This window comes from Pedobacter mendelii (genome assembly GCF_014635725.1).
GTDB classification, from domain to species: Bacteria; Bacteroidota; Bacteroidia; order Sphingobacteriales; family Sphingobacteriaceae; genus Pedobacter; species Pedobacter mendelii.
Genome location: NZ_BMDJ01000003.1, coordinates 370,403 through 395,419 on the forward strand (window position 1 = coordinate 370,403; position 25,017 = coordinate 395,419).

Consider the following 25,017-nt stretch of genomic DNA (forward strand, 5'->3'; position numbering starts at 1 on the left):
TTAATTTAGATTCTTTTTTATTGGTAAAACGCAGTTGATATCAAAAAAGCTACAACCTATTAGATTTTTTAAAAATCGTCATTTTCCATTCCTGCTTCTAACCTTTTTAATTCACCATCCATATCAAGCATGGCCATTTCCTGCTTAGCAATAATTTCCCTGCAATTAGCCAGCTGATTTCTTAAATCCATTATTTCCTTTTGAAGCTCAATCATGCTTTTTCCTGTTTCTTCATGCATTTTTCGTAATTCAAGGCGTTTCATAAAATTGCCTTCACTAAGAAAAATTTCCAATCCCGATTGTTTGCCAATAAGAGCAGGAAGTGGGTGCCCATAAGCCTCACCAATAAGTATAATTAAGTTTAGTTGATTTAGCAACTGAAGATACTCGGATGCTAATATGGCATTACCTCTAAAAATATGCAAAACGCGATCGGCCTTAATATATTCTTCGTGCTGAAATTCCTGAAGTATTCTGTCTAGCAATTCGCATTTAGCTGAGGTCAGATTAACGGGGAACCTATCCATTTATGATAATTTTGATATAATAAAGCTTAAAATTTTAAAAAACTTTATGAGAAATAAATATATAAAATATTTACTTAGCCCATAATAATTTTGGATTTATGCAAAAAAATCAATCATTTTTAATTTTCAGCTCCAACAAGCTACTCTTTTCTTATCAAGTTAAAATATTAAATATAACTGAGATAAAAATAATTACACTTACTACTTAAAAGTTTTTGCAGCAGCAATTTTTTCAGGCAAATTTATGATAATATTTAGCGATTGTGCAGTTTCACTCCTGGTATATAACCATTTTATCTTTAAATTGTTACAGGATTTCTGTTTAGACTGCTAAAACAATCCACAATCATTCGATACATTAGCTTTCTTAATATTATTGCATGAAAAAAATATTTACTTTTCTTCTTTTAGGTGGTTTATCCATATCAACAAAAGCGCAAACCATTGTAAATCGTAATACTGATATCGATAAAATGGTTAAGTCTGTTAATCCAGATTCATTAAAATCTTACATCACAAAAATGGTTGCCTTTGGAACCAGAAGCACTATAAGCGATACAAAGAGCAAAACAAAAGGAATTGGTGCGGCCAGAAATTGGGTAGTAAGCAAATTCGGCCAATTTGCTAAACAGGGTGATGGCAGATTAACCACTTTTTTAGATACCGTTACAATTAAAGCTGATGGTAAACGTGTTGATCAGCCAATAAATTTAGGTAATGCAGTTGCAATTTTGAAAGGAACTGATGTTAATGATAAACGTGTTTTTGTAGTGAGCGGTCATTTAGATAGTCGTGTAACAGATGTTATGAATAGGGTAAGTGATGCCCCCGGCGCTAACGACGATGGCAGCGGTGTTGCAGGTGTAATTGAAGCAGCAAGAATAATGAGTCAATATAAATTCCCTGCTACTATTATTTTTGTAGCCGTTAGTGGCGAAGAGCAATCTTTATTAGGCTCGGGATTTATGGCAGCAAAAGCAAAAAAAGAAGGTTGGAATATCGAAGCGATGCTAAATAATGATATGATTGGTAGCAACAACGCAAGCGAAACTCAAATAATAGACAACACTAAACTTCGTGTATTTAGTGAGGGTTTACCAAGTTTCGATTTAGATAAAAATGCAAAGAACATTCGCCAGTTTGGATTGGAGAATGATGGTAAAAGCAGACAACTTGCTCGCTACGTTAAAGAAACTGGCGAACGTTATGTTGATCAGTTAGAAATAAAATTAATTTATCGTAACGACAGGTTTCTACGTGGTGGCGACCATACGCCTTTCGTAGAAAACGGCTTCGCTGCCGTGAGGCTTACAGAAATGAATGAAAACTTCGAACATCAACATCAGGATTTAAGAATAGAAAAAGGAATTAAGTATGGCGACTTAATTGAGTTTATGGATTTTGAATACCTAAGAAAAAATACTGCTGTAAATATTGCCGTATTAGCAAACCTGGCTAAAGCGCCCTCAATGCCAACTGAAGTTAAAGTTGATGTTAAAAACCTAAGCAACTCTACATTTCTTTTTTGGAAAGCACCTGTAAATGGAACTGTAAAAGGTTATTATGTTTTAATGCGTGAAACCAGCAGTGCGGTATGGCAAAAGAAATTTTTTACCACGGCTACCGAATTACGTTTGCCTTACAGCAAGGACAATTATCTTTTTGCGGTTCAAAGCACGGGTAATGATGAGAATGAAAGTTTACCTGTTGTGCCTGCAATTGGCAGATAAGAAACATTTAGGTTTTACGCTTGTTTAATCAGAAATTAGCAGAATGAAATTTAAACCGGTAGCATTTATTATCAACATTGTAATAACATTAAGCATTGGCGCATTAGGTGGTTGGGCAACGGCAAAATCGGTTCAAACCTGGTACCCAACATTAAACAAACCGTCTTTTAATCCACCAAATTGGCTATTTGCCCCCGTTTGGACAAGCCTTTATGTGTTAATTGGTATAGCTGCTTACCTTGTTTGGATTAGAAGAGACAAAATTGCTCACTTTCCAAGAACCGTGGCAATTTATTTCATCCAATTGATGTTAAACTTAGCTTGGTCTTTTATATTTTTTTATTTACATGAGGTTGGATTTGCGCTCTTTGAAATCATTCTGCTGTTAATTTTCATCATTATTAACGCTTTAATGTTTTATAAAATAAATAAATGGGCAGGATTAATTTTTATTCCTTATATCCTTTGGGTAAGTTTTGCATCATTTTTAACTTATAACATCTTTATACTGAACTAAATTTTAAAAGAAAACCTTATTTTTAGGGGTGGTAACTTTTAAAAGATATTTGCTGATGCTTTTCGTTTTGTGCTGTAACCAATTACAGGCACAAAAGGTTGGTCTTGTTTTTAGTGGTGGCGGTGCAAAAGGTTTAGCACACATTGGTACACTTAAAGCGCTTGAAGAAAACCATATTCCGATAGATTACATTACAGGCACATCAATGGGTGGTATTGTTGGTGCCATGTATGCCGCAGGCTACTCCCCTGCTCAAATAGAAACAATTGCCACAAGCGATGATTTTCAGAACTGGGTTAATGGACGCTATACAAGTGATTACACTTATTTCTTCGAAAAGAATGCACCCAACGCATCCATGCTAACTGCAAAAGTTGCTATTGATACAGGTTTTCATTTCAGCTTTCGCTCGAACCTGATTAACGATATTCCTTTAAATTTCGCTTTTTTAGAGCTATTTTCTCAGGCATCTGCAGTTTCAAAAGATAATTTCGATAATCTTTTTGTGCCGTATCGATGCATGGTGGCCGATGTTCTTTCGCAAAAAAGCATTACTGTAAGTAAAGGTAGTTTAGCCGAAGCCGTGAGGGCAACTATGACCGTTCCTATTGTTTACCGCCCGATAAAATTGGATGGTAAATATGTTTTCGATGGTGGTTTATATAATAATTTTCCTGTAGATGTAATGGAGCGAGATTTTAAACCCGATTATGTTATTGGAGCAAACGTTTCTTCGAAAACTTATAATGAATACCCAAAAAATAATGATGACCGCTTAATGAATCGTTTTCTTGTATTTATGTTTTTATCGAAATCAGATTCTACAATGGTTGGTAAAAATGGTGTTTACATTCAACCCGATCTTACCAATTATAGCGTTACCAATTTTTCTCCTGTTGAAGAACTTATAAAAAGAGGCTATGATGCTACAATGGCAGATATGGAGAAAATAAAAGCATTAATCAGCAGACGGGTAAGTGATAAGGATTTGGCGAATCGAAGAGAAAAATTTAACAAGAAGAAACCCGATTTTAAATTCAGTAATATTACAGTTAGTGGCGTAAATGAACAGCAAAAACGGTATGTTGAACGTCTTTTTAAAAGTGATAAGGAAACATTTAATCTAAAGGATATTAAACGAGGGTATTATAAATTGGTAGCCGACCAAACCTTTGAAACCATTTACCCTAAAATTGTTTATGAGCCAGCAACCGATAATTATACTTTTGAAGTTGTTGCACAACCTAAAAAAAGTTTTAAACTAGATTTAGGTGGCAATATTTCTACCAGGCCAATTAGCAATGTTTTTCTTGGCGCACAATATAACTATTTAAACAGAAAGGCATATACTTTCGGCACCAGCTTTTATTCAGGCCGTTTTTATGAGTCGGTTCAGCTAAGCGGAAGGATTGATTACCCTACAAAACTACCACTTTTTTTAGGTGCAGAGTTAACCTATAATCACTGGAATTTTTATAATACCAGTCAAATTTTCATCGAAAATCCACATCCCATTTACATCGAGCAATCTGATAGAAAAATTGATTTAATGATGGGTGTCCCCTTGAATTACAATACTAAAATTGTTCTTCACTCTTCTTTTATTAACAATAATGACAGGTATAGTCCAAACAGCACCTTTTCGGTGGGCGATTTACTTGATCAAACTATTTTTAACGGTTTTAAAGGTTCTTTAAATCTCGAAAAAAACTCACTCAACCGAAAACAATATGCAACCCGTGGGCAAAGCTTTTTATTGAGCTTTAATTTCACAACCGGAAGAGAAAATTACAATCCTGGAAATATTTTCAGAAACACAGTTCTGCCGAACACGATAAAAGCATCAAATCATTTAAGACAATGGGTTGGCATTAAACTTACCCAAGAGAATTATTTTCTTCATTTAAAAAAATATACACTTGGTTACCTTGTGGAAGGTGTTATTTCCAATCAACCACTCTTCAATAACTACTACTCTACACTTTTAGCCTCACCTGCATTTTATCCATTACAAGATAGTAGATCGCTATTTTTGGATAAGTTCAGAGCATCGACTTATGCAGCAGGCGGAATTAAAAACATTTTCAGTTTAAGAAAAAATTTAGATTTTAGATTAGAAGGATATTTATTTTTACCCCATAAAGAATACGAACTAAATAATTTACAGGATGTTGTTTATGCAAGAGCCATTACAAAAATTCGGTATGCAGGTACTGCAGGTTTAGTTTACCAAACACCTGTTGGACCTGTTAGTTTAAGTTACAATTTATATAACGATGCAATTAAAAGAAATGGTGTATTATTGCATATTGGTTATTTAATTTACAATAAACGCTCAATAGAATGAAAAAAGGACTTATACTACTTTTTCTATGCCTAACAGGCTTTTTTGCCTTCGCTCAAACTGCAGCAATAAATAATTTTATAGTTAAAGAGAATTTGCTAAAAAACAATAAGCTAGCCATTATTGCGGCAGATTCACTTGATAATCCGAATGAAAATATAAACGGAATTTACACCTTTAGTGTAAGTGGTTTTACCCAAAGCCTAAAATTTAACGATGGTATTGCAGTGCTTCCGTTACCAATTGAACGCTCTACATTTGTTTATCTGAAACATCAAAACGATTCTGGAACACACAGCAAATTGATTTATGTTTATAAAAAAGATACAGATTTAACGCCTTATTCTATTAATAGCTTATGGCTTTTTATTATTCCAATAATTCTGGTAATTCTTGCTTTTGCTTTCAGGAAACTGATTATTTTTATTGTGGTAGTGTTCTTAGTATTTGTTTACTTTAACCATAGTAATGGCTTAAACATCTCTACTTTTTTTGAAAGTATATTCGATGGTTTAAAAAACTTATTCTAAATTTATTTTCAAGCTAAATTACTAAAATAATTAGCAATTTAGCTGTATGGAAAATCTATTTTTAGTCTGCTTAATTCCACCCATTTCAATAGTGGAGGATGTTGATGAAATCAGAAATCAAATTTCAGAACAGTTTGATGTCTTCGAATCTTTAAAGCGACCTGCACACATTACGCTTTGCAGTCCTCTTAAAATATCGTCTTTAGAACAAGAAAAAAAATTCTTTAATGCTTTGGAAAATGCATCTTATTTCAAACCATTTACTCAGGTACTAAAAAATTTCAAATCATTTCCGCAGCATACGATTTATATTGATGTAGAGCAAAGTGAAACCTTAATGAAATTACAATCTCAGATTAAAGTCGAGCTTAAACATATCGCTTTAATTTCCAATAAAGATGTAATACAATTTACACCACACCTTACAATTGCATTTAAAGATGTTAAACCTCTAGTATATTCTCTAATTATGAAAGAATATAAAGACAAAAATTTTAAAAGAACATTTAATGTAAGCGGCTTTTCCTTATATAAACACATTGATAAAAAATGGCGGCCTTATAAAGATTTTTTATTTAAAAACCCTGATCACAAGCAAAAACCATTGAGCCTTTTCGATTAATTTAGAAAGGCATACCGATACCAAAATTATATTGTAAGAAACGATAAGTATCTGGTGAATGTGATGCATTGTATGTATTTTTAAAATCTCTGGCGCCTGACAAAAATTTACTGATTACCCATTGGTCAGAACCCGAAAATTGTGGGTCTTTTAGTTTTAATCCGATATCAAATCTAAAAACGAAATATTGTACATCATACCTTAAACCAACTCCTGTACCAATTGCTAGTTGTTGAACAAGTTTATTTAACTTAAACACCTTCTCTTCGCCATCTGCATTGGTCAAATTCCAAACATTTCCGGCATCAATAAAAGCTGCTCCTTTTAAAACACCCCCGAAAAATTTTCGAAGAACCATTGTACGGTATTCCAAATTGGTTTCTATCCGCATTTCTCCAAGCTGATCGAGACCAAAAAAAGATCTTCTCTGCGCACTATCAAGCGTCTCTCTATTATAATTACCTGGCCCAATGGTTCTTGCTTGCCATGCCCGTACTCCGCTTGAACCGCCGGCAAAAAAGAGTTTCTCGAAAGGTATTCCTCTACCTACAGAATTTCCATAAGAATAGCCTATACCAGAACTTAATCTAGCGACAAATTGTCTGTCGCCACCTAAATGCTTGTACCAGCGTAAATCTACTTCAGGTCTGATATATTGATTAAAAGGCAAACCTAAAATTTTTGCATAATCACCATTTCCAGGATCGTGTTTTGAACCAGAAATGTTAGATAAAAGTTGCAACATATTACCTGCAACTTCAATATTTCCACGCAGATAAACGAATGACCTAAGTTGATTTAGCTTATCAGCATTAAGGGTATAGGTGTACTTCATGCCCAATGTAAAATCCTTTCTATCAAGCAATCTTACATAATAGAGGTTGTTTGCCAACAAACTTTCTGGTATTTTATCATAATCCAGGCTTCCAAATCTATATTCAAAATTTAAAGGCGTAAATGAATGTAGTTTTGATTTCGTTTCAACCCAATCGTATGTAATTGAATTTATAAATATTCTACGAACAGAAACATCTTTTTGTAGCGCATAAATATAACTGGAAGAAAAAGTTGTATGTGGCATTCCGTTAGCGCCTAAAACAGGTGTGTAAAAAGGAATCATTAGGCGGGGAACACTTATGCTTGCACTAATAGAAAAATCCCGCTGATAGATATCGCTGAAGAGAGAAGAACCATTTCCAATCCTTGATTGCAAGCCACCTTTAAGCTGCAACTCAAATCGTTCTGCACCTCTAAAAATATTATTATTGGTGTAGGTATTACTTAAGTTAAAGCCCACCGTACCACCATTAAACGGAACTTCACCCTCTACCCTGTTACTCATTACCTTTTGGGGTATTAATAAAATAATAGGGTTAATTTTATTCGAAGTACTATCTCGCCTGAAATAATCTATTTTAACGTTCTTAAAAACGTTCAACTCATACAGTCTATCATAAGTCAGGTTTTCATTTCTAATATCGTAGAGTTCGCCTTGTTTCAAAAAATCATACCGAACTATCGGATTTCTTCTATACCTTTTAGATAAATCTGTATAAACAATTCCATTAAGTGTATCTCTATTTATGTATTTTCTTAAGGAATCAGGAAAACCCTCAGGGCTTGGAGCAATAATCAGGTAAGTTGTACCGATATTGAATTGTTTATGGTTACCGTCGGGCGGATCAGTAACGTTCATTCTCAAATCTACCTTTTTAACATCAGTAGTTTCTATAACATCAAAATTTACAAAAGGACGAAGGAAGCTGTAGTATCCATTTTCTTTCATCACCCTGTAAACCTGCTCCCTTTCATAAGATAACGAATCCGAATCGTACTGCATCCCTTCGTGCAAGTGCGTAAACTTAGGTTTTTCGGTATGATAAATATTTCCTATATTTTTTGTTATTATAAAATCTGATAGTTTACGTACATAAGACGCAGGGCCGGGTTGCGCCTTGAAATTTATCTCTGCCTTTTTATCTTTAACTTTAATATCAGAAGTAACCTTTGCCTGGAAATAACCTTTTCCATTTAAAAATTTCTGAATTTGATTCCTTGATATTTCTACAAGTGTACTATCTAAAATTGCAGGCGGTGTACCAAATGGTTTTATATCTGTTGTTTTATAACGACCATCTTTAGTATTAAACAAATTGTAAAGCGGCACATTAATGCTAAAGGAAGATGATGGGCGAATATCTTTTTGAACGTAATTGTACGCCTGTTCTTCAAACTTTGAATCAACACTATCAATAGTTACTTTTTTAACTATTGCCTGGTAATCAGGAATATATTTTGTTGATGAACATCCCTGTATTAAAACAATAATAAATAGTAATATTGCAAGACTTTTCAGTTCAGAATATTTAAAGGATTTGTATGCTTTCAAAATCACAAATTAGTTTTATTAAGTCTTTACATCAAAAAAAATACCGCAAAGAAACTGGATTATTCCTGGTTGAAGGTATAAAATCCATCAAAGAATTTATACAATCTGCCTACCAAATTCATACCATATTTTATGTTAGCGAACAGTTTGATTTGTTACCCAAATTATCGGCAAATATAAACTTATTTGAAGTAAACAACGCTGATTTAAGCAAGATTAGTGCATTGCAAACACCACAAAGTTTTTTAGCTGTTGTTCATATTCCTGAAACGGTACCTGCCGATTTGAAAAATTTTAAAAATCAGTTCACTATTGTTTTAGACGGCATACAAGATCCTGGCAATATGGGAACAATTATTCGTACGGCAGATTGGTTTGGATTTAAAAATATTATTTGCTCTGAAGATTGCGTTGAAGCCTATAATCCAAAAACTGTTCAGGCTACTATGGGGTCGCTTGCGAGGATAAAAATTTATTATGAAAACCTTATAAATTTATTAGCAGTAAATAAAATTTCAGTTTTCGGAGCTTTACTAGATGGAAATTCAATTTACAAAACCGATTGGGGTAAAGAAGGTTTAATTATTTTAGGCAACGAAGGAAAAGGAATTACTACAGAGGTTATTAAAAAGATAAATCATCCAGTTACCATTCCGAGAATTGGTGATGCTGAGTCTTTAAACGTAGCCATAAGTGCTGCTATATTTTGTTCGGAAATTTCTAGAACTAAAAATTAAAAGGATTATTTGTTCATTTATATTTGTTAGGTAAGTATAAATTGCTATTTTTGCAGCCTTGAATTTAAAGGGTCGAGTGGCCGAGTGGCTAGGCAGAGGTCTGCAAAACCTTCTACAGCGGTTCGAATCCGCTCTCGACCTCCATTTGTACAAATAAAATAATTAAAAGGTTATTACCATGGCAGTTACCAGATTAAAAAGAAAAGACAGAAGAAATAAAAATTTTGCACAACAAGATGTAGATTTTTTAAAGAGAGCTACTAACATTGAGTTAGGAAGTCGCTCTGCACAACCTAAGAACGACCAATTGGCTAAAAACAATGCAGTTTTAGCTGGTTTAGCAAAATAGTTTTTAAAAATTCTTCTTTAAAAATTTAAAGCATCCTTCTGATCAAAGGATGCTTTTTTTATGCCCAAAATTCTGAGAAATAAATAATTTGATAAGGAAATTTTCAAAAACTATAAATTAAATATTAGCCGGCTAATTATATTACTTAACCAAGGCTTTACAAATTTCTTTAATCAATCCTGGCCCTTCGTAAATAAAGCCAGTATACAACTGAACCAGGCATGCGCCAGCATCTAATTTTTCCTTAGCATCTTGAGCAGAATGAATACCACCAACACCAATAATTGGGAAAGCCTTGTTTGATTTTTCTGAAAGGTATTTAATAACTTCTGTTGAACGGTCTTTAACAGGCTTACCACTCAAACCGCCCATCTCATCAGCCAATATTTTTTCTGTAGCTAAATTTTCTCTGCTGATGGTTGTATTCGTAGCTATAATCCCCGAAATTTTTGTCTCAGCTACAATCTCAATAATATCATCTAATTGTACATCAGTTAAATCAGGTGCAATTTTTAATAAAATCGGACGAGAAATATCGTTCTTATGATTGCGAAGCTGCAGCGTATTTAAGATTTTTTTTAGTGGCTCTTTCTCTTGCAATTCACGCAAACCTGGTGTATTTGGAGAACTTACATTTACAACAAAGTAATCAACTACGTCGAATAATCTATCGAAGCACTTAATGTAATCGCTAACCGCATCCTCATTTGGCGTAGCTTTATTTTTACCTATGTTTCCACCAACTATAATATCAGGATGATTATCTTTAAGAATGCGCAAGCGCTCTGCCATTACATCAACCCCCTTATTATTAAAACCCATTCGGTTAATTAAAGCTTCATCATTAGGCAGGCGAAACATACGAGGCTTATCATTCCCTGGTTGAGGCATCGGGGTCACAGTGCCAACTTCTATAAATCCAAAACCCAAATTATTCAAGGCTTCAACGTATTCACCATTTTTATCAAAACCCGCAGCAAGACCAACAGGATTTCTGAATTTTATACCAAAAACCTCTTTTTCCAAGCCTTTAATATGAACATCGAAACTACTACGAATAATGGTTTTGCCAAGAGGAAATTTGTCGTTAAACCACTTTAACCTTTTAACTACAAAATAATGTACGTTTTCAGGGTCAAATTTGAAGAATATTGGTTTAATTATGCGATACATGCAACGAAGATAAATAAAATATGGAAAATGTAAGGATGGAAAATGTATAAGGCTATTTACCGCATTTTATACCTCACATTTCCCATTAAATACCAATACATTTTACATCAACTAGTATGCTGCTGTAAACTGTTCTTGATGATGTGCATCGTTTTCCAATTCATCAACAATTACAAGTGATAAATCTTGTACTGATAAGATTGAGCGCCCTTCATTGTTAAAAACCGGAGAAGTTTTACCCAAACGGTATTTACCTGTTCGACCGGTTTTTATGCCAGGATGCATTTCAATGGCAGGACTAAAAAACAACCAATCTAATTCCTTTTCTTGTTTTAAAGTACCGAAATAATCTCTTACTGCAGACGCACCAGGATAAATTTCTTTCGGAAACTGTGATCCATCTACAAGCTGATTTCCATCAATTTGTAATGTACCGGCTCCGCCTATAAAAATATAACGTTTAACGCCTGATAATTTTACTGCCTTTTGAATTGCTTCTGCTCCCATTATTGTGTCGTCATATAAATTTGGATTAGCCCAACCTGCGTTAAATGCACTTACAACAGCATCAGCACCTTTCAAAGCAGCTACTAGCTTTTCAGTATCCAATACGTCAACAGCTAATTTAGTTACTTTTCCATCTGTGCTTTCGATTTTATCGGTATTACGGGCAATGGCGATTACTTCGTTTCCACGACTTACCAATTCGTTTAGAAGTGCTTTGCCTACAAATCCCGAGGCACCTATTAATGCTACTTTCATATTGTTTTAATTTAATTTTTATATAAGTTAATTCTAATATATTTAATTACAGTTTTATACAAAAAAATTTTTTATCTAAATTTTGATGCAAAATCTGCTAATGTTTGTTTTGATAAGTTCTCAATTAATGCATTTTCTGCATCGTTGTAAAGTATATTTAAATGTTCGTTAATTTGCTTTCCAATTGGGCAATTTGGATTTGGTTCATTTTTGTTCTGGCCTAAAATATTGCTGTTTCTAACAGCTTTATAAATTTCTCTTAAATTTATATCTTCGGCATTTTTAGCCAGAAAATAACCTCCACCCTTTCCTTCTTTGCTATCCACAAAACCATACTTCCGTAAATTAATAATTTCTTTGCGAACTAAAACCGGATTAATATTAATACTACCTGCCAAATATTCAGAACTTACTGATTTTCCTTTTGCATCATTAAGCAAGGTTAAAATGTGTAAGGATACTGGAAAACGACTATTATTCATTCTGTAATTATTTTTATTACAGTAAAAATGTAGATAGATTTAATTAGAATTAAAATTTATTTGAAAAATTTATTGCTACCATGCTTCAATATACTGGCTTAAAAGATATTACCAGTGAAATGATGACAATGTTGGCCATTGTGCAATCTCTACTAAACGCAAAAAATTTCGTTTCTAAACCTGTATTAGCGAGCACAAACCTGATTTTTCTTCGGGTGAGTAAAGCGAATAGCAGGAACAAACAATAATAAAATCTCTTGAGTTTGCTTTCCCTAAAATCATAAAAACTTTGTTAAAAATGTTAGGCAATCCAATTTAATTTTCGAGATAAAATAAGCCTTAAAATTTCGTACTTTTGCACCCGAAATGATTTCAATAAATAATTTAACATTCCTAATTGGCTCAAGAGCCTTATACGATGAAGCGAATTGGCACATTAAACCAGGTGATAGAGCCGGTTTAATTGGAGCTAATGGAACAGGAAAATCTACACTTTTAAAAATAATTGTTGGTGAGTATGCGCCTACTTCAGGTACTGTTTCTATGTCGAAAGACTTGAAAATCGGTTATTTGAATCAGGATTTACTTTCCTACGATTCACATCATAGCATTTTGCATGTGGCTATGGAAGCTTTTGAGCGCCAAAACCAATTGCATGATGAAATTGAGGAGTTACTAAAAAAAATAGAGACTGATTATAGTGAAGAGGTTTTATATAAATTAAGCGATAAACAGCAAGAATTTGAGGCTTTAGACGGTTATAATATCGAATATAGAGCTAATGAAATTTTAGCTGGTTTGGGTTTCAGTACTGCAGACCAGTTACGCCCACTTAACACGTTTTCCGGAGGTTGGAGGATGCGTGTAATGCTTGCAAAAATTCTTCTTCAAACACCTGATATTTTGTTACTGGATGAGCCGACCAACCACATGGATTTACCATCAATTAAGTGGCTGGAAAACTATTTAATGGGCTTTGAAGGTGCTATTGTAATTGTATCGCACGATAGATATTTCTTAGATAAGATAGTAAACCGTACCGTTGAATCTCGTAAAGGAAAACTGAATGTTTATGCCGGAAACTACAGTTTTTATGTAGAAGAAAAGGCTTTACGTGGTGAAATTCAAAAAGGTGAATTTAAAAATCAACAGGCAAAAATTAAGCAGGAAGAGCGATTAATTGAGCGTTTTAAAGCTAAAGCGAGTAAAGCAAAAATGGCTCAATCTAGAATGAAGGCTTTGGATAAAATGGAGCGTGTTGACGATGTTGATGATGATAACCCAACGGTTAATTTCGCCTTTAAGTTCTCTAAACCATCTGGCAGACATGTAGTTAGAATTGAGCATGCAACGAAACATTATCCAAATGTTCATATTTTGGAAGATGCCGAAGCTGTAATTGAAAAAGGTGATAAAATTGCCTTAATTGGTGCCAATGGTAAAGGTAAATCTACCCTATTGAGAATGATTGCGGGTGCCGAAAAATTTGAGGGTTTCTGTGAAACTGGCCACAACGTTACCACAACTTTCTTTGCACAGCACCAGCTAGAATCTTTGCACTTAAACAATGCTATTTTAGAGGAATTACAGGCTTTTGCACCTAAACATACCGATACAGAATTACGAGGGATTTTAGGCTGTTTCTTGTTTACAGGCGATGATGTTTTTAAGAAGATTAAAGTACTTTCAGGCGGTGAAAAATCGCGTGTGGCTTTAGCGAAATCTTTAACTACGGATTCGAACTTTTTAATTCTGGATGAGCCTACCAATCACCTGGATATCCAATCGGTTAATATTTTAATTCAGGCTTTACAGCAATTCGAAGGTACATTTATAGCCGTATCTCACGATAGATATTTCTTAGATAATGTGGCCAATAAAATCTGGTTTATTGAGGGAGAAAAAATCAAACAATATCCTGGAACCTATGCAGAATATGAAGAATGGAATAGCAAACGTGTGATTCCGGCTTCTAAACCGATCCCTATTAAAGTGCCTGAAAAGGAAAAACCAGTAGAAAAATTGGTTACACCAAACTCCGCTAATCAGTTAAAAAAACTGAATGAGGAATTAAAGAAAACAGAAACACTTATTTCGGAATTAGAGAAAAATGTTAAAAATATCGAAGCTGAATTAGCAGATGAAAATGTTTACGGCAAGGCAGATAAATTGGCCGAAGCTAACAAACGCTATTTAGCTGCTAAACAAGATTTAGATAGCAGTCAGACTAAATGGGAAACTTTAGCTGCTGAGATTATGGAGCTGGAGGGTTGACCTAAAACCGCCATTGCGCAGCCGATTTTATCGGTTGCGCAATCTTATTAGTAAAGCCGCAGATTTTTCTTCGGCTTTTTTATGCCCTCACCCTATTAGCGGTTTTAGCTTAACTTCTTTTTTGCGTTCCCCCTCCTTAAAGAAAGAGATTTGAAATACAGCAGGTAAAACTCATTTCATTAAAACGGAGGGTTAAAAGAACAGTCTTTTATTTCCCTTTCTTCAAGGAGAGGGATAAGGAGGAACTTACAAATATTTCTGCCTTTCACTGGGTTAGGCTTTGCCAGTTTCCAATAAAACTTTACTTTTAACCATGCAAAAACTAATCGTAATACTTTTATTTTTTATCTCAACCCTAACTTTAGCCCAAACAAATAATATTTTCACTAACGAAAACAAGATTTATATACCAAACATTAAAACAGTTCTTTGTTACAATAGCAATAAGGAACAAAGCTTACCTGTAATTTTGCTTAACTCATCAGAAACAATTGCATTTAGTTTCGATGATTTACTGGCAGGTACTAAAAATTACTGGTACACAGTGGAACATTGCACATCTGATTGGCAAACATCACGAATTTCAAGTTTAGATTATTTGGATGGCTTCGCTGATGATAGAATTATCGAATATCATTACTCATCGAACACTACCAGAAAATATACTCATTACGAACTTACCTTACCAAATACGCAGGTAAAACCTAAAATTGGAGGTAACTACCTGTTGAAAGTTTATGAGGATGGTGATAAAAATAAACCTGTAATATCTCAGCGATTTTACATTTTAGACAGTCAGGTAGCCATTGCCGGCGAAGTAACCAACTCTTTGCAGGTGGCAGATAGAGATTCTAAGCAAAAAATAAACTTTACCATTAACCATTCCATCGCTATTCCTAATCCTTATCAGGATTTAAAGGCTATTGTAATGCAGAATTTTAATTCAAATACAGCTCAAATTAACACTCGACCATCCTTTGTTCGTCCAAATCAATTGGTTTATAATGATTTAAATACAAATGACTTTTGGGCAGATAATGAATTTAGAAAATTTGATACAAGAAGCCTCCGTTTTAAAGGTGATAATGTTAGGGATATTTTTAGAGATAATGAATCGGTAAATGTGATGTTATTTCAGGATATTACCAGAAATACAGGAACTTTTGCCAACCAATTAGACGAGAACGGAAGCTTTTTTATACGCAATACAGACGGCCGTGACGACCGCACAGAAGCCGAATATATGGGTGTTTTATTTACCCTGAATGCATCTGCTCCATCTAAAGATGGTGATGCTTATGTTGTTGGCCGATTTAACAACTATACATTAAATAAAGAAAATAAATTGCTGTATGATGTAAATAAAAAACAATTTTATGGTAATATTTTAATGAAACAGGGTTTATACGATTACGAATATATCTGGTTAGAAAAAAGCTCAAAAACTATAGAAACTAAACCTTTTGAAGGCGCCTTTTTTCAAACAGAAAATACTTATCAAATTTTTGTTTACTACCGCCGCCCTGGCGCTAGATGGGAAACATTAGTTGGTTATACAAACCTAAGCAATAGAATTACCGATAAAAAGTAAACATTGACGCAAAAAATAATAAAAAAAATGGCCTGCAAACAGACCATCTTTTGTACTATTTATTTGCCTTATTCAGTTTTTAAAATCCAAACAGAAACACTACCTGCATTACAATGAAATTCTGCCAAACCATTTTGATCTATTACAACTTCTTTTTCGCGGTGACCTAAAGCATCAATAAAAGTTTTACCTGCAAACTTCTTTCCTATCTCCATCTCTTTAAAACCTTCCTCGCCTGTACTCAGTAATACAGCCAAACCACTATTTTCATGTTCATCATCACCTTCGCGTGTCCAACCAACACAATTTCCATGGTCAAAATACTCACGTTGCAAACCATAAGCTAAACTTGCCCTTAGTTTACTCATTGTTTCAACTTCTGGTATTGAAGCTAAATCTATGTGTACATCATTACCTTCATTGTCTTTGTCATCGTAAATTCCACCATATATATCAGGAAAAAACAAACACGGTATACCTTGTTCCCGTAAGAGAATCATTGCATAAGCCAACGGCCTGAACCAAAACTCCACATATGATTCCAAAGCTTGTAAAGGTTGAGAGTCATGATTATCAACAAAGGTTACGGCAAGTTCAGGTTTGATTTGAACCAGTGTCTTATCAAAAATAGTTCTCATGTCGAACTGATTTTCTTCCTGACTGGCCAAATAAAAATTATGATGGAGTAATGAATCAAAAATTTGAGTTCGTCCGCCAGTAATATCAATATATTCTAACTGCCCTTCTATATCTACAACATTCCAATCTTCGGCAACTACAAAAAACTCGCGATTATATTTTTGATTTAAATGATCTAGCCATTCAATAATAAAATCAGGATTGATATGCTTAACAGCATCTAGCCTAAAACCATCAACTTTAGTGGTTTCAACAATCCATTCTCCCCAATATTTTAATTCATTTATTACCGCCTGATTACGATAATCTATATCGTTAAACATTAAATAATCATAATTGCCAAGTTCGGTTGATGGAACTTTTTCAAAACCTTCTCCCAAATAATTTTGAATTGAATAAATAGCTGTTTCTTTTAAATCCTCTGCCCAATCAACTCCACTGAAACACGTATGATCCCAAATAAATTCCGAATATTTGCCTTGTCTGCCGGGAAATGTAAATTTAGTCCATGCTTCAATTTCAAAAACATCACTGGTAAACTCGTTTCTATTATCAGAATTTACAGTTCTAACTTTTACTTTTTCAAGCTCATCTCCACCTGCTTTATGATTAAAAACAATATCTGCAACTGCTGCAATTCCATTTTCATGTAAAGCCTCAATCGCCTTAATATATTCATCTTTGGTGCCATATTTAGTATGAACTGCTCCCTTCTGGTCAAACTCGCCTAAATCAAATAAGTCATAAACCGCATAACCTACATCGTAGGCAGCATTATTAGATTTATAAGCTGGTGGCAACCAAACCGAGGTAATTCCTAATTTTTTCAAATGTGCGGCCTCTTTAGCAACTTTATTCCATAAATTTTGTTCTTCGTTATAGTACCAATGAAAATATTGGATAATAGTTTGATTCTGCATTATTTTGATTTTTGCTAAGATAACATGATATTTAATTAATTGTTTTCTGATAATGTAAGCCAAAAGTAAATAGCAAATTCGTCGCTTTTGCATCAAGCTTTATCAAAACAATTTTTCTATTCATAAATTTTTAAGCAAAAGTAAAATTTATACTAAAACACGTACTTTTATTAATTTCAAATTCTCAAAAATATGTTGTTTTAATACTGCTTTTACGTACTTTTGCGCTCGATTATGAGTTTGAAAAAGAAATTTGTCAGAGAAAGTTTTACAATAATGAATGAATTGGTGTTACCAAATGACACCAACACGCTGAATAATTTAATGGGTGGTAGATTGCTTCATTGGATGGATATTGCGGCTGCAATTTCGGCTCAAAAACATTGTAATCGCATTGTAGTTACGGCTTCTGTAGATAATGTTTCTTTTAAACACCCGATAAAGCTTGGTGATGTTATTACTATTGAGGCAAAAGTTACGCGGGCTTTTAATACATCTGTTGAAGTTCGTCTTGATGTGTGGGCAGAAAACATTCCAAGTGGTGCCCGCCAAAAAAGCAACGAAGCTTATTATACTTTTGTTGCTGTAGACCAAAGCGCTAGAACAATTCCTGTACCCGAAGCTATACCCGAAAGCACAGAAGAAATAGAACTATTTGCAGGTGCTTTACGTCGTAGGCAATTGCGTTTAGTTTTAGGCGGTAAAATGCATCCAGATGATGCAAATGAACTTAAAGCTTTATTTTTTAAAGCTTAACTAGCTTCCCATTTGCAAAATTTTATCAAATTCAGCAGCCTTTAGTGGCATTACCGATAAACGTCCCTGGCGAACTAAAGAGATATCTTTAAGGCTTTCTTCTGCCTTAATTTGCTCTAAAGTAACAGGATTTTTTAAGGATTCAAAAGGCACTAAATCGACAACAACCCAGTTGGTATCATCCGTAGTTGGATCTTGATAAAATTCTTTAACAACCTTAGCAATACCAACAACATTTTTACCTTCGTTACTGTGATAGAAAAGTACTAAATCCCCTTCTCTCATTTCTTTAAGATTGTTTCTAGCCTGGTAATTACGAACGCCATCCCAAAATGTGCGCCCATCTTCATTAAATTTTTCCCAGCTATATTTAAAAGGTTCTGACTTAACTAGCCAATATTTTGTTTTCATCACAAATTAAACATTAAATACTTAAAATTTGATATAAACTTGCCAATATAGAAATTGTTGACAAATTAAAAATTGTCTCATTAATCTACCAAACGAATTTTCATCAACAAAAATATTAAATGAAATGACATATCAACTTATAATTATAAATTATATGGGTATGGCACTTAGCTGAGTAATATCTTTTAGTGTAAATAACAAAAAATAAATTAAATGCTAATGTGAAGCAAAATCTTCATTCATTAATTCCCACTTAAAATTACAGGGGTTTTTCCATTACCCATTATGATGATTTTAGTGTTTGGAGATAAAGCGATGTCTTTTTGTGCAAGGATAGATTCATATTGAAGTTGCTTGTCACTTAAGCCCGTTGAAAGAATCCGCTGATAATCGGCGATACCCTGGGCTTCGATGCGTTTGCGTTCAGCCAGTTGTTTTTCCTTTTGCAGAACGAACTGCATTTTTTGAGCATCTTGCTCTGCATTTATTTTAGATTCAATTGCTTTACGAACTGATTCGGGAAGAGTAACATTCCTAACCAAAAGCTGCTCTAGCTTAAGTCCACGTTTGGAGAAACTTAGGTCAATTGCAGAAAATATCTTGTTTTGAAATTCCTGTCTTTTTGTTGAATATAATGCAACCGCTTCGTAAGAAACTGCATTATCGCGAATAGCTGTGCGAGCTATGGGACGAACAATCTTATCCAGATAATCATCACCTATCTCTTTCAATATTCTCGGAGCATCTTTCGGTGTAACACTAAATAAGACTGATAAATCAATTGTTACTTCCAACCCATCAGATGTTAGTATACGTATGGCATCATCACCAGCTTTATTGCCTTCATCATGAACAGCAGACATCGTGTAATTTTGGGTCTTAACATCAAAGGTTGTTACCTCAACCAATGGATTAATCACATTTAACCCACTAAAAAGCACATCATTGTCAACTTTACCGTAAAGTGTTTTTACCCCAACTTGACCTGCTGGTATAACCTTAAACATAGAAAGAGATGCACCCAGAATGATAATTACAATTCCGGCAATACGGATAAGCTTACTATATCGGATTAGCGGTGTATCAGTTTTAGCAGAGATAACACTGAGAATAACTATAAGAAAACCTAGAATAATGAGAAACATGATATTTGTTTTTAGTTTACAAATATTATAAAGCAAAGCGAATGCCCTAAACTTAAGATAGCATGCAAAGTGCATCTACTTAACGAATGGATAGCTTTTAATTTTATACTCAAAAATATAGTTTTCAAAAGCCTTTCAAAATGGCATGGTATTTTTCATTTTGAAAAAACAACAGATAATGTTTACGGTTTATTCAATAAAGAATATAACTGATTAGTACAGGAGTATGCGTTCACTAGCTATAGATTTACACACACGAAAGTAAGAGACCAAAAACCATATAAAAAGAAAGCTATGGCTTTATAAGTTTAGCAACTATGACACACGAACTACATTTTCTCCAGCTATACGGCGAAAAATTGTAATTGCCAAAACAAGCAGAAGCGCCGAAGATTGAACTATAATTGGTTTCCTGCCTTTCAAAATTCCTTTTCGCATTTTTACAAGGGCAATCAGGCCAAAAGCAATAGCATCAATATTTTTCTTCTTGAGGGATAAACTTTCTTTTTTTTTAGAGTGTGAAGTAAACATTAACTGATTGGAAAGCGCAATTCCCTCACCAATCAGTTTTCTGTTCCTCCAGCCGAAAAAAAACCTTACCATATCGTTCATCAAAGCTTTAGTTTCCTGGTTTTTATTTGGAATTAATTTCTTTTCAATACCATTCATAATCATATAAATTTATGATTTCCACAAAATTAGTTCTGCCTCACTATCTTGATTATATTCATCATAACCAATTTCAGAATGTTGATTAATAATACCACTCAAAGATTCCAGAAGTTTTACATACAACCGTGTGCCATCATTTACTTCAAATAAATGAACATATTCATCATTCATCAAAGATCTTGATGGAGAACCTGGCCCCATTTTAAGAGAGGGCATATTCAGTAAACTCCGCTCAGAACTTGTCGGAGAAAAATAGGTAGCCCTGCCAATCTGTTTTCCTGCTCTAACCAGAGGATGATTAAGATCGATGGCTGAAGGAGTAATCAGATTTGTCCGCATCACCGTTTCGCAGAAGGTGTGGTTCCTTATAATGTTCATAATTTCTTTTTCATTGTAATGATGGTCAAAACGGATGTCAACCGTAAAAGAACATTCACCAGGAACTATGTTATGCCGAACTCCTGCACTGATTTCTGTTACGGTCATCTTCACCGCTTGGTGGTCAGAATCATGAACAGGAAACCTAAAGCTCGAAAACCATGCAATATCCCTCATTGCCCGGTAAATCGCATTATCACACTCCTGAAGACTTGCATGTCCGGAAACTCCGCTGGAAGTACAATCTAGCACTATAGCTCCCATTTCCTCAATTGCCATTTCCATATCGGTAGGTTCTCCAACGATAGCAAAAGAAATCGGCATCAAATCTGGAAGTATGGAACGAATCCCTTTTTTACCTGAGTTTTGCTCTTCAGTGGTCAGAGCCAAACACAAATTGAAAGGCAGACCTTTCCATTCATAAAAATATAAAAATGCGGATATAAGCGATACCAGAGAAGCACCGGAATCATTACTGCCAAGTCCGTAAAGTTTTCCCTCATGAATAGATGCTGTAAATGGATCTCTTAACCAATTATCATGAGGAATTACGGTATCCATGTGCGAGGTAAGCAGTACAGTAGGTTTCTTAAAATCAAAGCATTTGTTGTAACACCAGATGTTGTTGAATTTCCGGATTGTTCTAATCCCATAATATTGACTGAGAAAATTTTCAAGAAAATCTGCGGCCTGCTTTTCTTCTCCACTAAATGATGGTGTAGCAATTAGTGTTTTCAGAAGCTCAATTGCCTGATGTCCCAATTCTTCGGCAGTATTAATTGGTACAGAGTTGTTTATTATCTTAGTTTCCATAGTATTTAACTTAAAATTAGAATCCGGTATGGGAGATATAAAAGTTAGCCTTTTTTAAGTTTTGTTAACAAGCACTTACACTTTGGATATCATTCGATTTTATACGTTACCTTGCTTTTATCTATCAAACTAAATGCCTTTAACACATATTTTAGACAAAAATGGCCGCTAAATACATTTTAAGTATGAAATATTTTCTTGCTTATAAAATGATGTAATTCTAACCCTTTCAAAACGAAAGGGTAATTGCCATTTTGAAAAATCTGCTATAACGCAAAAAAGAGATAACCTGTTTTGGGCATCTCTCTATTATAAATAATTTTAAAAGCGGTTTATTTGGATATAATTTTAGGCGTTGGGAAGCGTAAAACAGAACCTACTACCTTCTCCAATTGCACTTTCTACCCATATTTTACCTTTTTCTGCTTCAATAAAATCTTTGGAGATGGCAAGTCCAAGGCCCGAACCAGATTTATTTTGACCATCTGTAGGTACTTGAAAATACCTATCAAAAAGTCTTTTTTGGTACTTTTCATCAATACCTTTACCAAAATCTCGTACAGAGAACTGAATAAGACCGGATAACTGAACAACATCCAGAATAACTTTTGATTTTTCTGAACTGTAACGTAAGGCATTAGAAAGAAAATTCACCAATACCCAGGCGGTCTTCTGAATGTCTGCATTCACCTGTGGCAGGTTTTCATCACAACTTACTTCCAGTTTAATATTTTTCTGTTCTGCCTGAAACCTTACCGCCTCTATTGCATAAGTTACAATATCGACTGGTCTGGTAAGTGCAAAGCTAAGTTTAAGATTTCCAGTCTCTGCCTGAGATAGATCTAAAAGCTCACTTGTAATCTTTAATAGCCTGCTCGAATCTTCCTGAATATGCTCCAGCAACTCCTTCTGCTCTGGATTCATCTCACCTACTCTTTCATCCTTTAAAAGCTTAAGACTCATTTTTATAGATGAAAGAGGAGTTTTAAGCTCGTGAGAAACAGTAGCTATAAAATTTGTTTTCGCTTCGTCGAGTTCCTTAAATTGAGTAATGTTTTTTAGTACATAAACACTTCCAGCAGACCTTGACGATTCAATGAGTGTATCCTCTCGGTTAACTTCAAAATTAGGAATAACAATTTCCCGGTTTTCCAGCTGAAAATAGGATTCCTTATCATCTGCATAAATTTTAAGTGGCTTATTATCAGTTGCTGGACTAAGGATACGTTTTAGCAACTCGTTCTTCTTTACAAGTTCAGAAACGTTCTGGCCTACTGTCTTTTCCTCATCAAGATTAATTAGTTTTGAGGCTAAGGTATTTAGAAATAGTACCTCTCCTTTTTCATTCAGACCGATAATAGCATCCTGCATCTGGGCGATAATGGCCTCAATTCTGAGTTTTTCAGACTTAAGTTTAGACAGATTACTGTTTTCCCATTCATTAAGCTTTGTAGCCATGCTGTTAAAAGAAGCGGCCAGTTCGCTAAACTCATCATTGTTGTTAAAATGAAGTCGTTGTTTATAATTCTTATTTCCAATTTGACGTATTGCAGAGCTAAATTCTGCTAGTGGATTGGCTACAAAACCCGGAAAGTTTACAATAAAAGTAAAAAGAATCAAAAAGCAAACTGTGGCAGCAACCGCTATGTAGATATTTGCTCTGCCAGAAGCTTTGTTCGCAAGCTCATTTTTATCATATATAGCCTTCATATTAAGTGCTTCTATTTGCTGAAGTGCTATCCTCAAATTCCTTGCTTCTAAAGCCTTATCATTAGAAGACCCAATAAGTCTGCCATAAGAAGACCTTAAGTATGCAACAGCTTTTGCCTCTCCTGGCTCTGTAATGTTTCGTTCCTCCAGCACTAGATTTTTTTCAAACTTATCCTTACCAGCTGGAGATAGAAACGTACCATTATCAAGCACACTTCGCATAGCAGAGAGATAATTAAGTGTTTTATAGTTATCCTTAAGTATGACTTTAGATTTATTAGAAAGTTCATTAAGGAAAAACAGTGCTATTACTCCAAATGAAAGTACTATCAGGAAGAGGAACCCGAAGCCAAGGCGGAGTTTAGTTTTTATTTTCATGATGGCTATTATTTATTTATAGTAGGATTTAATTGATTTAAGAAAGGATGACCAGGTCAATGTCTTTTAGTGCAAGGTTTTTAAGCAATCCGTTAAAAACTGCCGTTCGGAGTATGACCTGAAAAATATTCAGATGGGGCTTTCCAATGCAGATTGTGGTCACCTCTTTTTCAGTTGCCATATCCATTATTGCACGAGTAATCTGATTGCTTTTCACTTTGATTACTTCTGCGCCAAGTTCTGTTGCCAGTTTAAAATGGTTAATAAGGTGGCGTTGTTTATCCAGTTTTATACGTTCCATGCTTTCGGCCTCGCTCTGTACATATAGTACAATCCATGGCGAACGGTAGTATGATGCTAGTCTTGCCGTTTTGCGGATTACCACACCCGCTGTTTCGGCGTTAGATGAGATACAGGCCAAGAACCTTTCGGGCCTAAGCTTAATTGATTTGGGAATTTCGGTTTGAATTTTTCGCTCGACTTGGTGAACAACTTCTTTTAAAGCAAGTTCGCGGAGCTGTAGAATTTTATCTGACTGGAAAAAATTTCCAAGAGCACGTTCTATTTTAGTTTTATCGTAAATTTTTCCTTCTTTTAGCCTGGTAACCAGTTCATCTGCGGTTAGGTCTATATTCACTATCTCATCAGCAAGCTCTAAAATCTTATCGGGTATACGCTCAGTTACCGCAATTCCGGTAATTTGTTCAATCTCTTCATTAATACTTTCAAGATGCTGTATGTTCACTGCTGAAATTACGCTGATACCTGCCTCTAACAGATCAAATACATCCTGCCAGCGTTTGGTATTCTTGCTTCCTTCTGCATTGGTATGGGCAAGCTCATCTACAATAACAATTTCAGGGTGGCGATTGATTATGCCCTGAAGATCCATTTCTTCAATTTCCTTGCCTCTATAAAATATCTTTCTTCTTTCTACATGTGGAAGGCCCTCAACAAGCGCATGTGTTTCAGCTCTATTGTGAGTTTCTACATAACCAATGCAAATGTCGATTCCATTGCGGAGTAGTGCGTGTGCTTCCTGCAACATTCGGTAAGTTTTCCCTACACCGGCACTCATGCCAATATAAATTTTTAGCTTCCCTCGCCTGGATCTTTTTACAAGATCTAAAAAATGTCGTACAGAATCTTCCTTTTGTTGTTCTTCCAT

At 34.5% G+C, this 25,017-nt stretch carries 23 protein-coding genes and 1 tRNA gene; 12 read left to right on the plus strand and 12 right to left on the minus strand.

The features are described 5' to 3' along the window. Positions 1 to 68: 68 nt before the first annotated feature. A complete protein-coding gene (locus tag IEV50_RS07670; protein ID WP_188412674.1) occupies positions 69 to 527 on the minus strand; it encodes a hypothetical protein in 459 nt (152 codons plus the stop codon). Between the two features lie 380 nt (positions 528 to 907). Here IEV50_RS07670 and IEV50_RS07675 point away from each other — a divergent pair, with 380 nt between their 5' ends. The 5 genes from IEV50_RS07675 to IEV50_RS07695 are packed head-to-tail and all read left to right on the plus strand — an operon-like array spanning position 908 to position 6,270. After that, positions 908 to 2,257 (plus strand): M28 family metallopeptidase, encoded by a 1,350-nt coding sequence (locus tag IEV50_RS07675; RefSeq protein ID WP_188412676.1) that lies wholly within the window; start codon positions 908 to 910, stop codon positions 2,255 to 2,257. Positions 2,258 to 2,300: 43 nt separating this feature from the next. Next, the gene (locus IEV50_RS07680) at positions 2,301 to 2,774 is read left to right on the plus strand and encodes a TspO/MBR family protein (protein ID WP_188412679.1); all 474 of its coding nucleotides are present in this window, start codon (positions 2,301 to 2,303) and stop codon (positions 2,772 to 2,774) included. A gap of 55 nt (positions 2,775 to 2,829) precedes the next feature. Then, the gene (locus IEV50_RS07685; protein WP_188412681.1) at positions 2,830 to 5,121 is read left to right on the plus strand and encodes a patatin-like phospholipase family protein; all 2,292 of its coding nucleotides are present in this window, start codon (positions 2,830 to 2,832) and stop codon (positions 5,119 to 5,121) included. Then, complete coding sequence (locus IEV50_RS07690; protein WP_188412683.1) at positions 5,118 to 5,648, plus strand: hypothetical protein; 531 nt, start codon at positions 5,118 to 5,120, stop codon at positions 5,646 to 5,648. The genes IEV50_RS07685 and IEV50_RS07690 overlap by 4 nt, the downstream gene beginning before the upstream one ends. 46 nt (positions 5,649 to 5,694) lie before the next feature. Then, entirely contained in the window at positions 5,695 to 6,270 is a 576-nt protein-coding gene (locus IEV50_RS07695) for a 2'-5' RNA ligase family protein (protein WP_188412686.1), read from the plus strand. 1 nt (position 6,271) lies between these two features. Here IEV50_RS07695 and tamL read toward each other — a convergent pair whose 3' ends face one another. Then, positions 6,272 to 8,659 carry a translocation and assembly module lipoprotein TamL gene (gene tamL, locus IEV50_RS07700; protein ID WP_188412688.1) on the minus strand — a complete coding sequence of 796 codons (2,388 nt, stop codon included), beginning with the start codon at positions 8,657 to 8,659 and terminating at the stop codon, positions 6,272 to 6,274. On the opposite strand from tamL, the gene IEV50_RS07705 reads away from it, so the two are divergent. From IEV50_RS07705 to IEV50_RS07715, 3 genes are all read left to right on the plus strand, one after another. Beyond that, positions 8,650 to 9,396, plus strand: coding sequence for a TrmH family RNA methyltransferase (locus IEV50_RS07705; protein ID WP_188412690.1), 747 nt, complete (start codon positions 8,650 to 8,652; stop codon positions 9,394 to 9,396). The two genes, tamL and IEV50_RS07705, sit on opposite strands and share 10 nt — an antisense overlap. A 70-nt stretch (positions 9,397 to 9,466) precedes the next feature. Beyond that, positions 9,467 to 9,540: transfer RNA gene (locus IEV50_RS07710), tRNA-Cys, on the plus strand. A gap of 34 nt (positions 9,541 to 9,574) precedes the next feature. Further along, positions 9,575 to 9,745, plus strand: coding sequence for a spore protein (locus IEV50_RS07715; protein WP_123205146.1), 171 nt, complete (start codon positions 9,575 to 9,577; stop codon positions 9,743 to 9,745). A gap of 141 nt (positions 9,746 to 9,886) precedes the next feature. Here IEV50_RS07715 and IEV50_RS07720 read toward each other — a convergent pair whose 3' ends face one another. The 3 genes from IEV50_RS07720 to IEV50_RS07730 all read right to left on the minus strand — a co-directional run bounded on the left by IEV50_RS07720 (position 9,887) and on the right by IEV50_RS07730 (position 12,162). Beyond that, entirely contained in the window at positions 9,887 to 10,918 is a 1,032-nt protein-coding gene (locus IEV50_RS07720; RefSeq protein WP_188412692.1) for a quinone-dependent dihydroorotate dehydrogenase, read from the minus strand. 111 nt (positions 10,919 to 11,029) lie between these two features. Continuing rightward, positions 11,030 to 11,680: an NAD(P)-dependent oxidoreductase gene (locus tag IEV50_RS07725; protein WP_188412694.1), complete on the minus strand. Its 651-nt coding sequence runs from the start codon at positions 11,678 to 11,680 to the stop codon at positions 11,030 to 11,032. A gap of 71 nt (positions 11,681 to 11,751) precedes the next feature. After that, on the minus strand, positions 11,752 to 12,162 hold the full coding sequence (locus IEV50_RS07730; protein WP_188412696.1) for an Rrf2 family transcriptional regulator: 411 nt from the start codon (positions 12,160 to 12,162) through the stop codon (positions 11,752 to 11,754). An 80-nt stretch (positions 12,163 to 12,242) separates the two neighbouring features. On the opposite strand from IEV50_RS07730, the gene IEV50_RS07735 reads away from it, so the two are divergent. From IEV50_RS07735 to IEV50_RS07745, 3 genes are all read left to right on the plus strand, one after another. Beyond that, positions 12,243 to 12,410, plus strand: a complete 168-nt coding sequence (locus IEV50_RS07735; RefSeq protein ID WP_188412698.1) for a hypothetical protein — start codon at positions 12,243 to 12,245, stop codon at positions 12,408 to 12,410. Between the two features lie 118 nt (positions 12,411 to 12,528). Next, the gene (locus IEV50_RS07740; RefSeq protein WP_188412700.1) at positions 12,529 to 14,436 is read left to right on the plus strand and encodes an ABC-F family ATP-binding cassette domain-containing protein; all 1,908 of its coding nucleotides are present in this window, start codon (positions 12,529 to 12,531) and stop codon (positions 14,434 to 14,436) included. A 313-nt stretch (positions 14,437 to 14,749) separates the two neighbouring features. Continuing rightward, positions 14,750 to 16,027, plus strand: coding sequence for a type IX secretion system plug protein (locus IEV50_RS07745; protein ID WP_188412702.1), 1,278 nt, complete (start codon positions 14,750 to 14,752; stop codon positions 16,025 to 16,027). A gap of 68 nt (positions 16,028 to 16,095) precedes the next feature. Here IEV50_RS07745 and IEV50_RS07750 read toward each other — a convergent pair whose 3' ends face one another. Beyond that, entirely contained in the window at positions 16,096 to 17,586 is a 1,491-nt protein-coding gene (locus IEV50_RS07750; RefSeq protein WP_188412703.1) for an alpha-amylase, read from the minus strand. Between the two features lie 234 nt (positions 17,587 to 17,820). Between IEV50_RS07750 and IEV50_RS07755 the strand changes: the two genes are divergently transcribed. Next, positions 17,821 to 18,342, plus strand: a complete 522-nt coding sequence (locus IEV50_RS07755; protein ID WP_188412705.1) for an acyl-CoA thioesterase — start codon at positions 17,821 to 17,823, stop codon at positions 18,340 to 18,342. Here IEV50_RS07755 and IEV50_RS07760 read toward each other — a convergent pair whose 3' ends face one another. The 6 genes from IEV50_RS07760 to IEV50_RS07785 all read right to left on the minus strand — a co-directional run bounded on the left by IEV50_RS07760 (position 18,343) and on the right by IEV50_RS07785 (position 25,017). Beyond that, positions 18,343 to 18,753 carry an EVE domain-containing protein gene (locus IEV50_RS07760; RefSeq protein WP_188412707.1) on the minus strand — a complete coding sequence of 137 codons (411 nt, stop codon included), beginning with the start codon at positions 18,751 to 18,753 and terminating at the stop codon, positions 18,343 to 18,345. Between the two features lie 242 nt (positions 18,754 to 18,995). Next, positions 18,996 to 19,898 (minus strand): prohibitin family protein, encoded by a 903-nt coding sequence (locus IEV50_RS07765; RefSeq protein ID WP_188412709.1) that lies wholly within the window; start codon positions 19,896 to 19,898, stop codon positions 18,996 to 18,998. A 315-nt stretch (positions 19,899 to 20,213) separates the two neighbouring features. Continuing rightward, a complete protein-coding gene (locus IEV50_RS07770) occupies positions 20,214 to 20,567 on the minus strand; it encodes a hypothetical protein (protein WP_188412711.1) in 354 nt (117 codons plus the stop codon). Between the two features lie 12 nt (positions 20,568 to 20,579). After that, positions 20,580 to 21,761: a M20/M25/M40 family metallo-hydrolase gene (locus IEV50_RS07775; protein ID WP_188412713.1), complete on the minus strand. Its 1,182-nt coding sequence runs from the start codon at positions 21,759 to 21,761 to the stop codon at positions 20,580 to 20,582. A 348-nt stretch (positions 21,762 to 22,109) separates the two neighbouring features. Next, the gene (locus IEV50_RS07780) at positions 22,110 to 23,849 is read right to left on the minus strand and encodes an ATP-binding protein (RefSeq protein WP_188412715.1); all 1,740 of its coding nucleotides are present in this window, start codon (positions 23,847 to 23,849) and stop codon (positions 22,110 to 22,112) included. 37 nt (positions 23,850 to 23,886) lie between these two features. Continuing rightward, on the minus strand, positions 23,887 to 25,017 hold the full coding sequence (locus IEV50_RS07785) for a sensor protein KdpD (RefSeq protein ID WP_188412717.1): 1,131 nt from the start codon (positions 25,015 to 25,017) through the stop codon (positions 23,887 to 23,889).

Coding starts and splice junctions, on each gene's coding strand:
- IEV50_RS07670 (WP_188412674.1), bottom strand. CDS start 527: ATGGATAGGTTCCCCGTTAATCTGACCTCAGCTAAATGCGAATTGCTA.
- IEV50_RS07675 (WP_188412676.1), top strand. CDS start 908: ATGAAAAAAATATTTACTTTTCTTCTTTTAGGTGGTTTATCCATATCA.
- IEV50_RS07680 (WP_188412679.1), top strand. CDS start 2,301: ATGAAATTTAAACCGGTAGCATTTATTATCAACATTGTAATAACATTA.
- IEV50_RS07685 (WP_188412681.1), top strand. CDS start 2,830: ATGCTTTTCGTTTTGTGCTGTAACCAATTACAGGCACAAAAGGTTGGT.
- IEV50_RS07690 (WP_188412683.1), top strand. CDS start 5,118: ATGAAAAAAGGACTTATACTACTTTTTCTATGCCTAACAGGCTTTTTT.
- IEV50_RS07695 (WP_188412686.1), top strand. CDS start 5,695: ATGGAAAATCTATTTTTAGTCTGCTTAATTCCACCCATTTCAATAGTG.
- IEV50_RS07705 (WP_188412690.1), top strand. CDS start 8,650: ATGCTTTCAAAATCACAAATTAGTTTTATTAAGTCTTTACATCAAAAA.
- IEV50_RS07715 (WP_123205146.1), top strand. CDS start 9,575: ATGGCAGTTACCAGATTAAAAAGAAAAGACAGAAGAAATAAAAATTTT.
- IEV50_RS07720 (WP_188412692.1), bottom strand. CDS start 10,918: ATGTATCGCATAATTAAACCAATATTCTTCAAATTTGACCCTGAAAAC.
- IEV50_RS07725 (WP_188412694.1), bottom strand. CDS start 11,680: ATGAAAGTAGCATTAATAGGTGCCTCGGGATTTGTAGGCAAAGCACTT.
- IEV50_RS07730 (WP_188412696.1), bottom strand. CDS start 12,162: ATGAATAATAGTCGTTTTCCAGTATCCTTACACATTTTAACCTTGCTT.
- IEV50_RS07735 (WP_188412698.1), top strand. CDS start 12,243: ATGCTTCAATATACTGGCTTAAAAGATATTACCAGTGAAATGATGACA.
- IEV50_RS07740 (WP_188412700.1), top strand. CDS start 12,529: ATGATTTCAATAAATAATTTAACATTCCTAATTGGCTCAAGAGCCTTA.
- IEV50_RS07745 (WP_188412702.1), top strand. CDS start 14,750: ATGCAAAAACTAATCGTAATACTTTTATTTTTTATCTCAACCCTAACT.
- IEV50_RS07750 (WP_188412703.1), bottom strand. CDS start 17,586: ATGCAGAATCAAACTATTATCCAATATTTTCATTGGTACTATAACGAA.
- IEV50_RS07755 (WP_188412705.1), top strand. CDS start 17,821: ATGAGTTTGAAAAAGAAATTTGTCAGAGAAAGTTTTACAATAATGAAT.
- IEV50_RS07760 (WP_188412707.1), bottom strand. CDS start 18,753: ATGAAAACAAAATATTGGCTAGTTAAGTCAGAACCTTTTAAATATAGC.
- IEV50_RS07765 (WP_188412709.1), bottom strand. CDS start 19,898: ATGTTTCTCATTATTCTAGGTTTTCTTATAGTTATTCTCAGTGTTATC.
- IEV50_RS07770 (WP_188412711.1), bottom strand. CDS start 20,567: ATGAATGGTATTGAAAAGAAATTAATTCCAAATAAAAACCAGGAAACT.
- IEV50_RS07775 (WP_188412713.1), bottom strand. CDS start 21,761: ATGGAAACTAAGATAATAAACAACTCTGTACCAATTAATACTGCCGAA.
- IEV50_RS07780 (WP_188412715.1), bottom strand. CDS start 23,849: ATGAAAATAAAAACTAAACTCCGCCTTGGCTTCGGGTTCCTCTTCCTG.
- IEV50_RS07785 (WP_188412717.1), bottom strand. CDS start 25,017: ATGGAAGAACAACAAAAGGAAGATTCTGTACGACATTTTTTAGATCTT.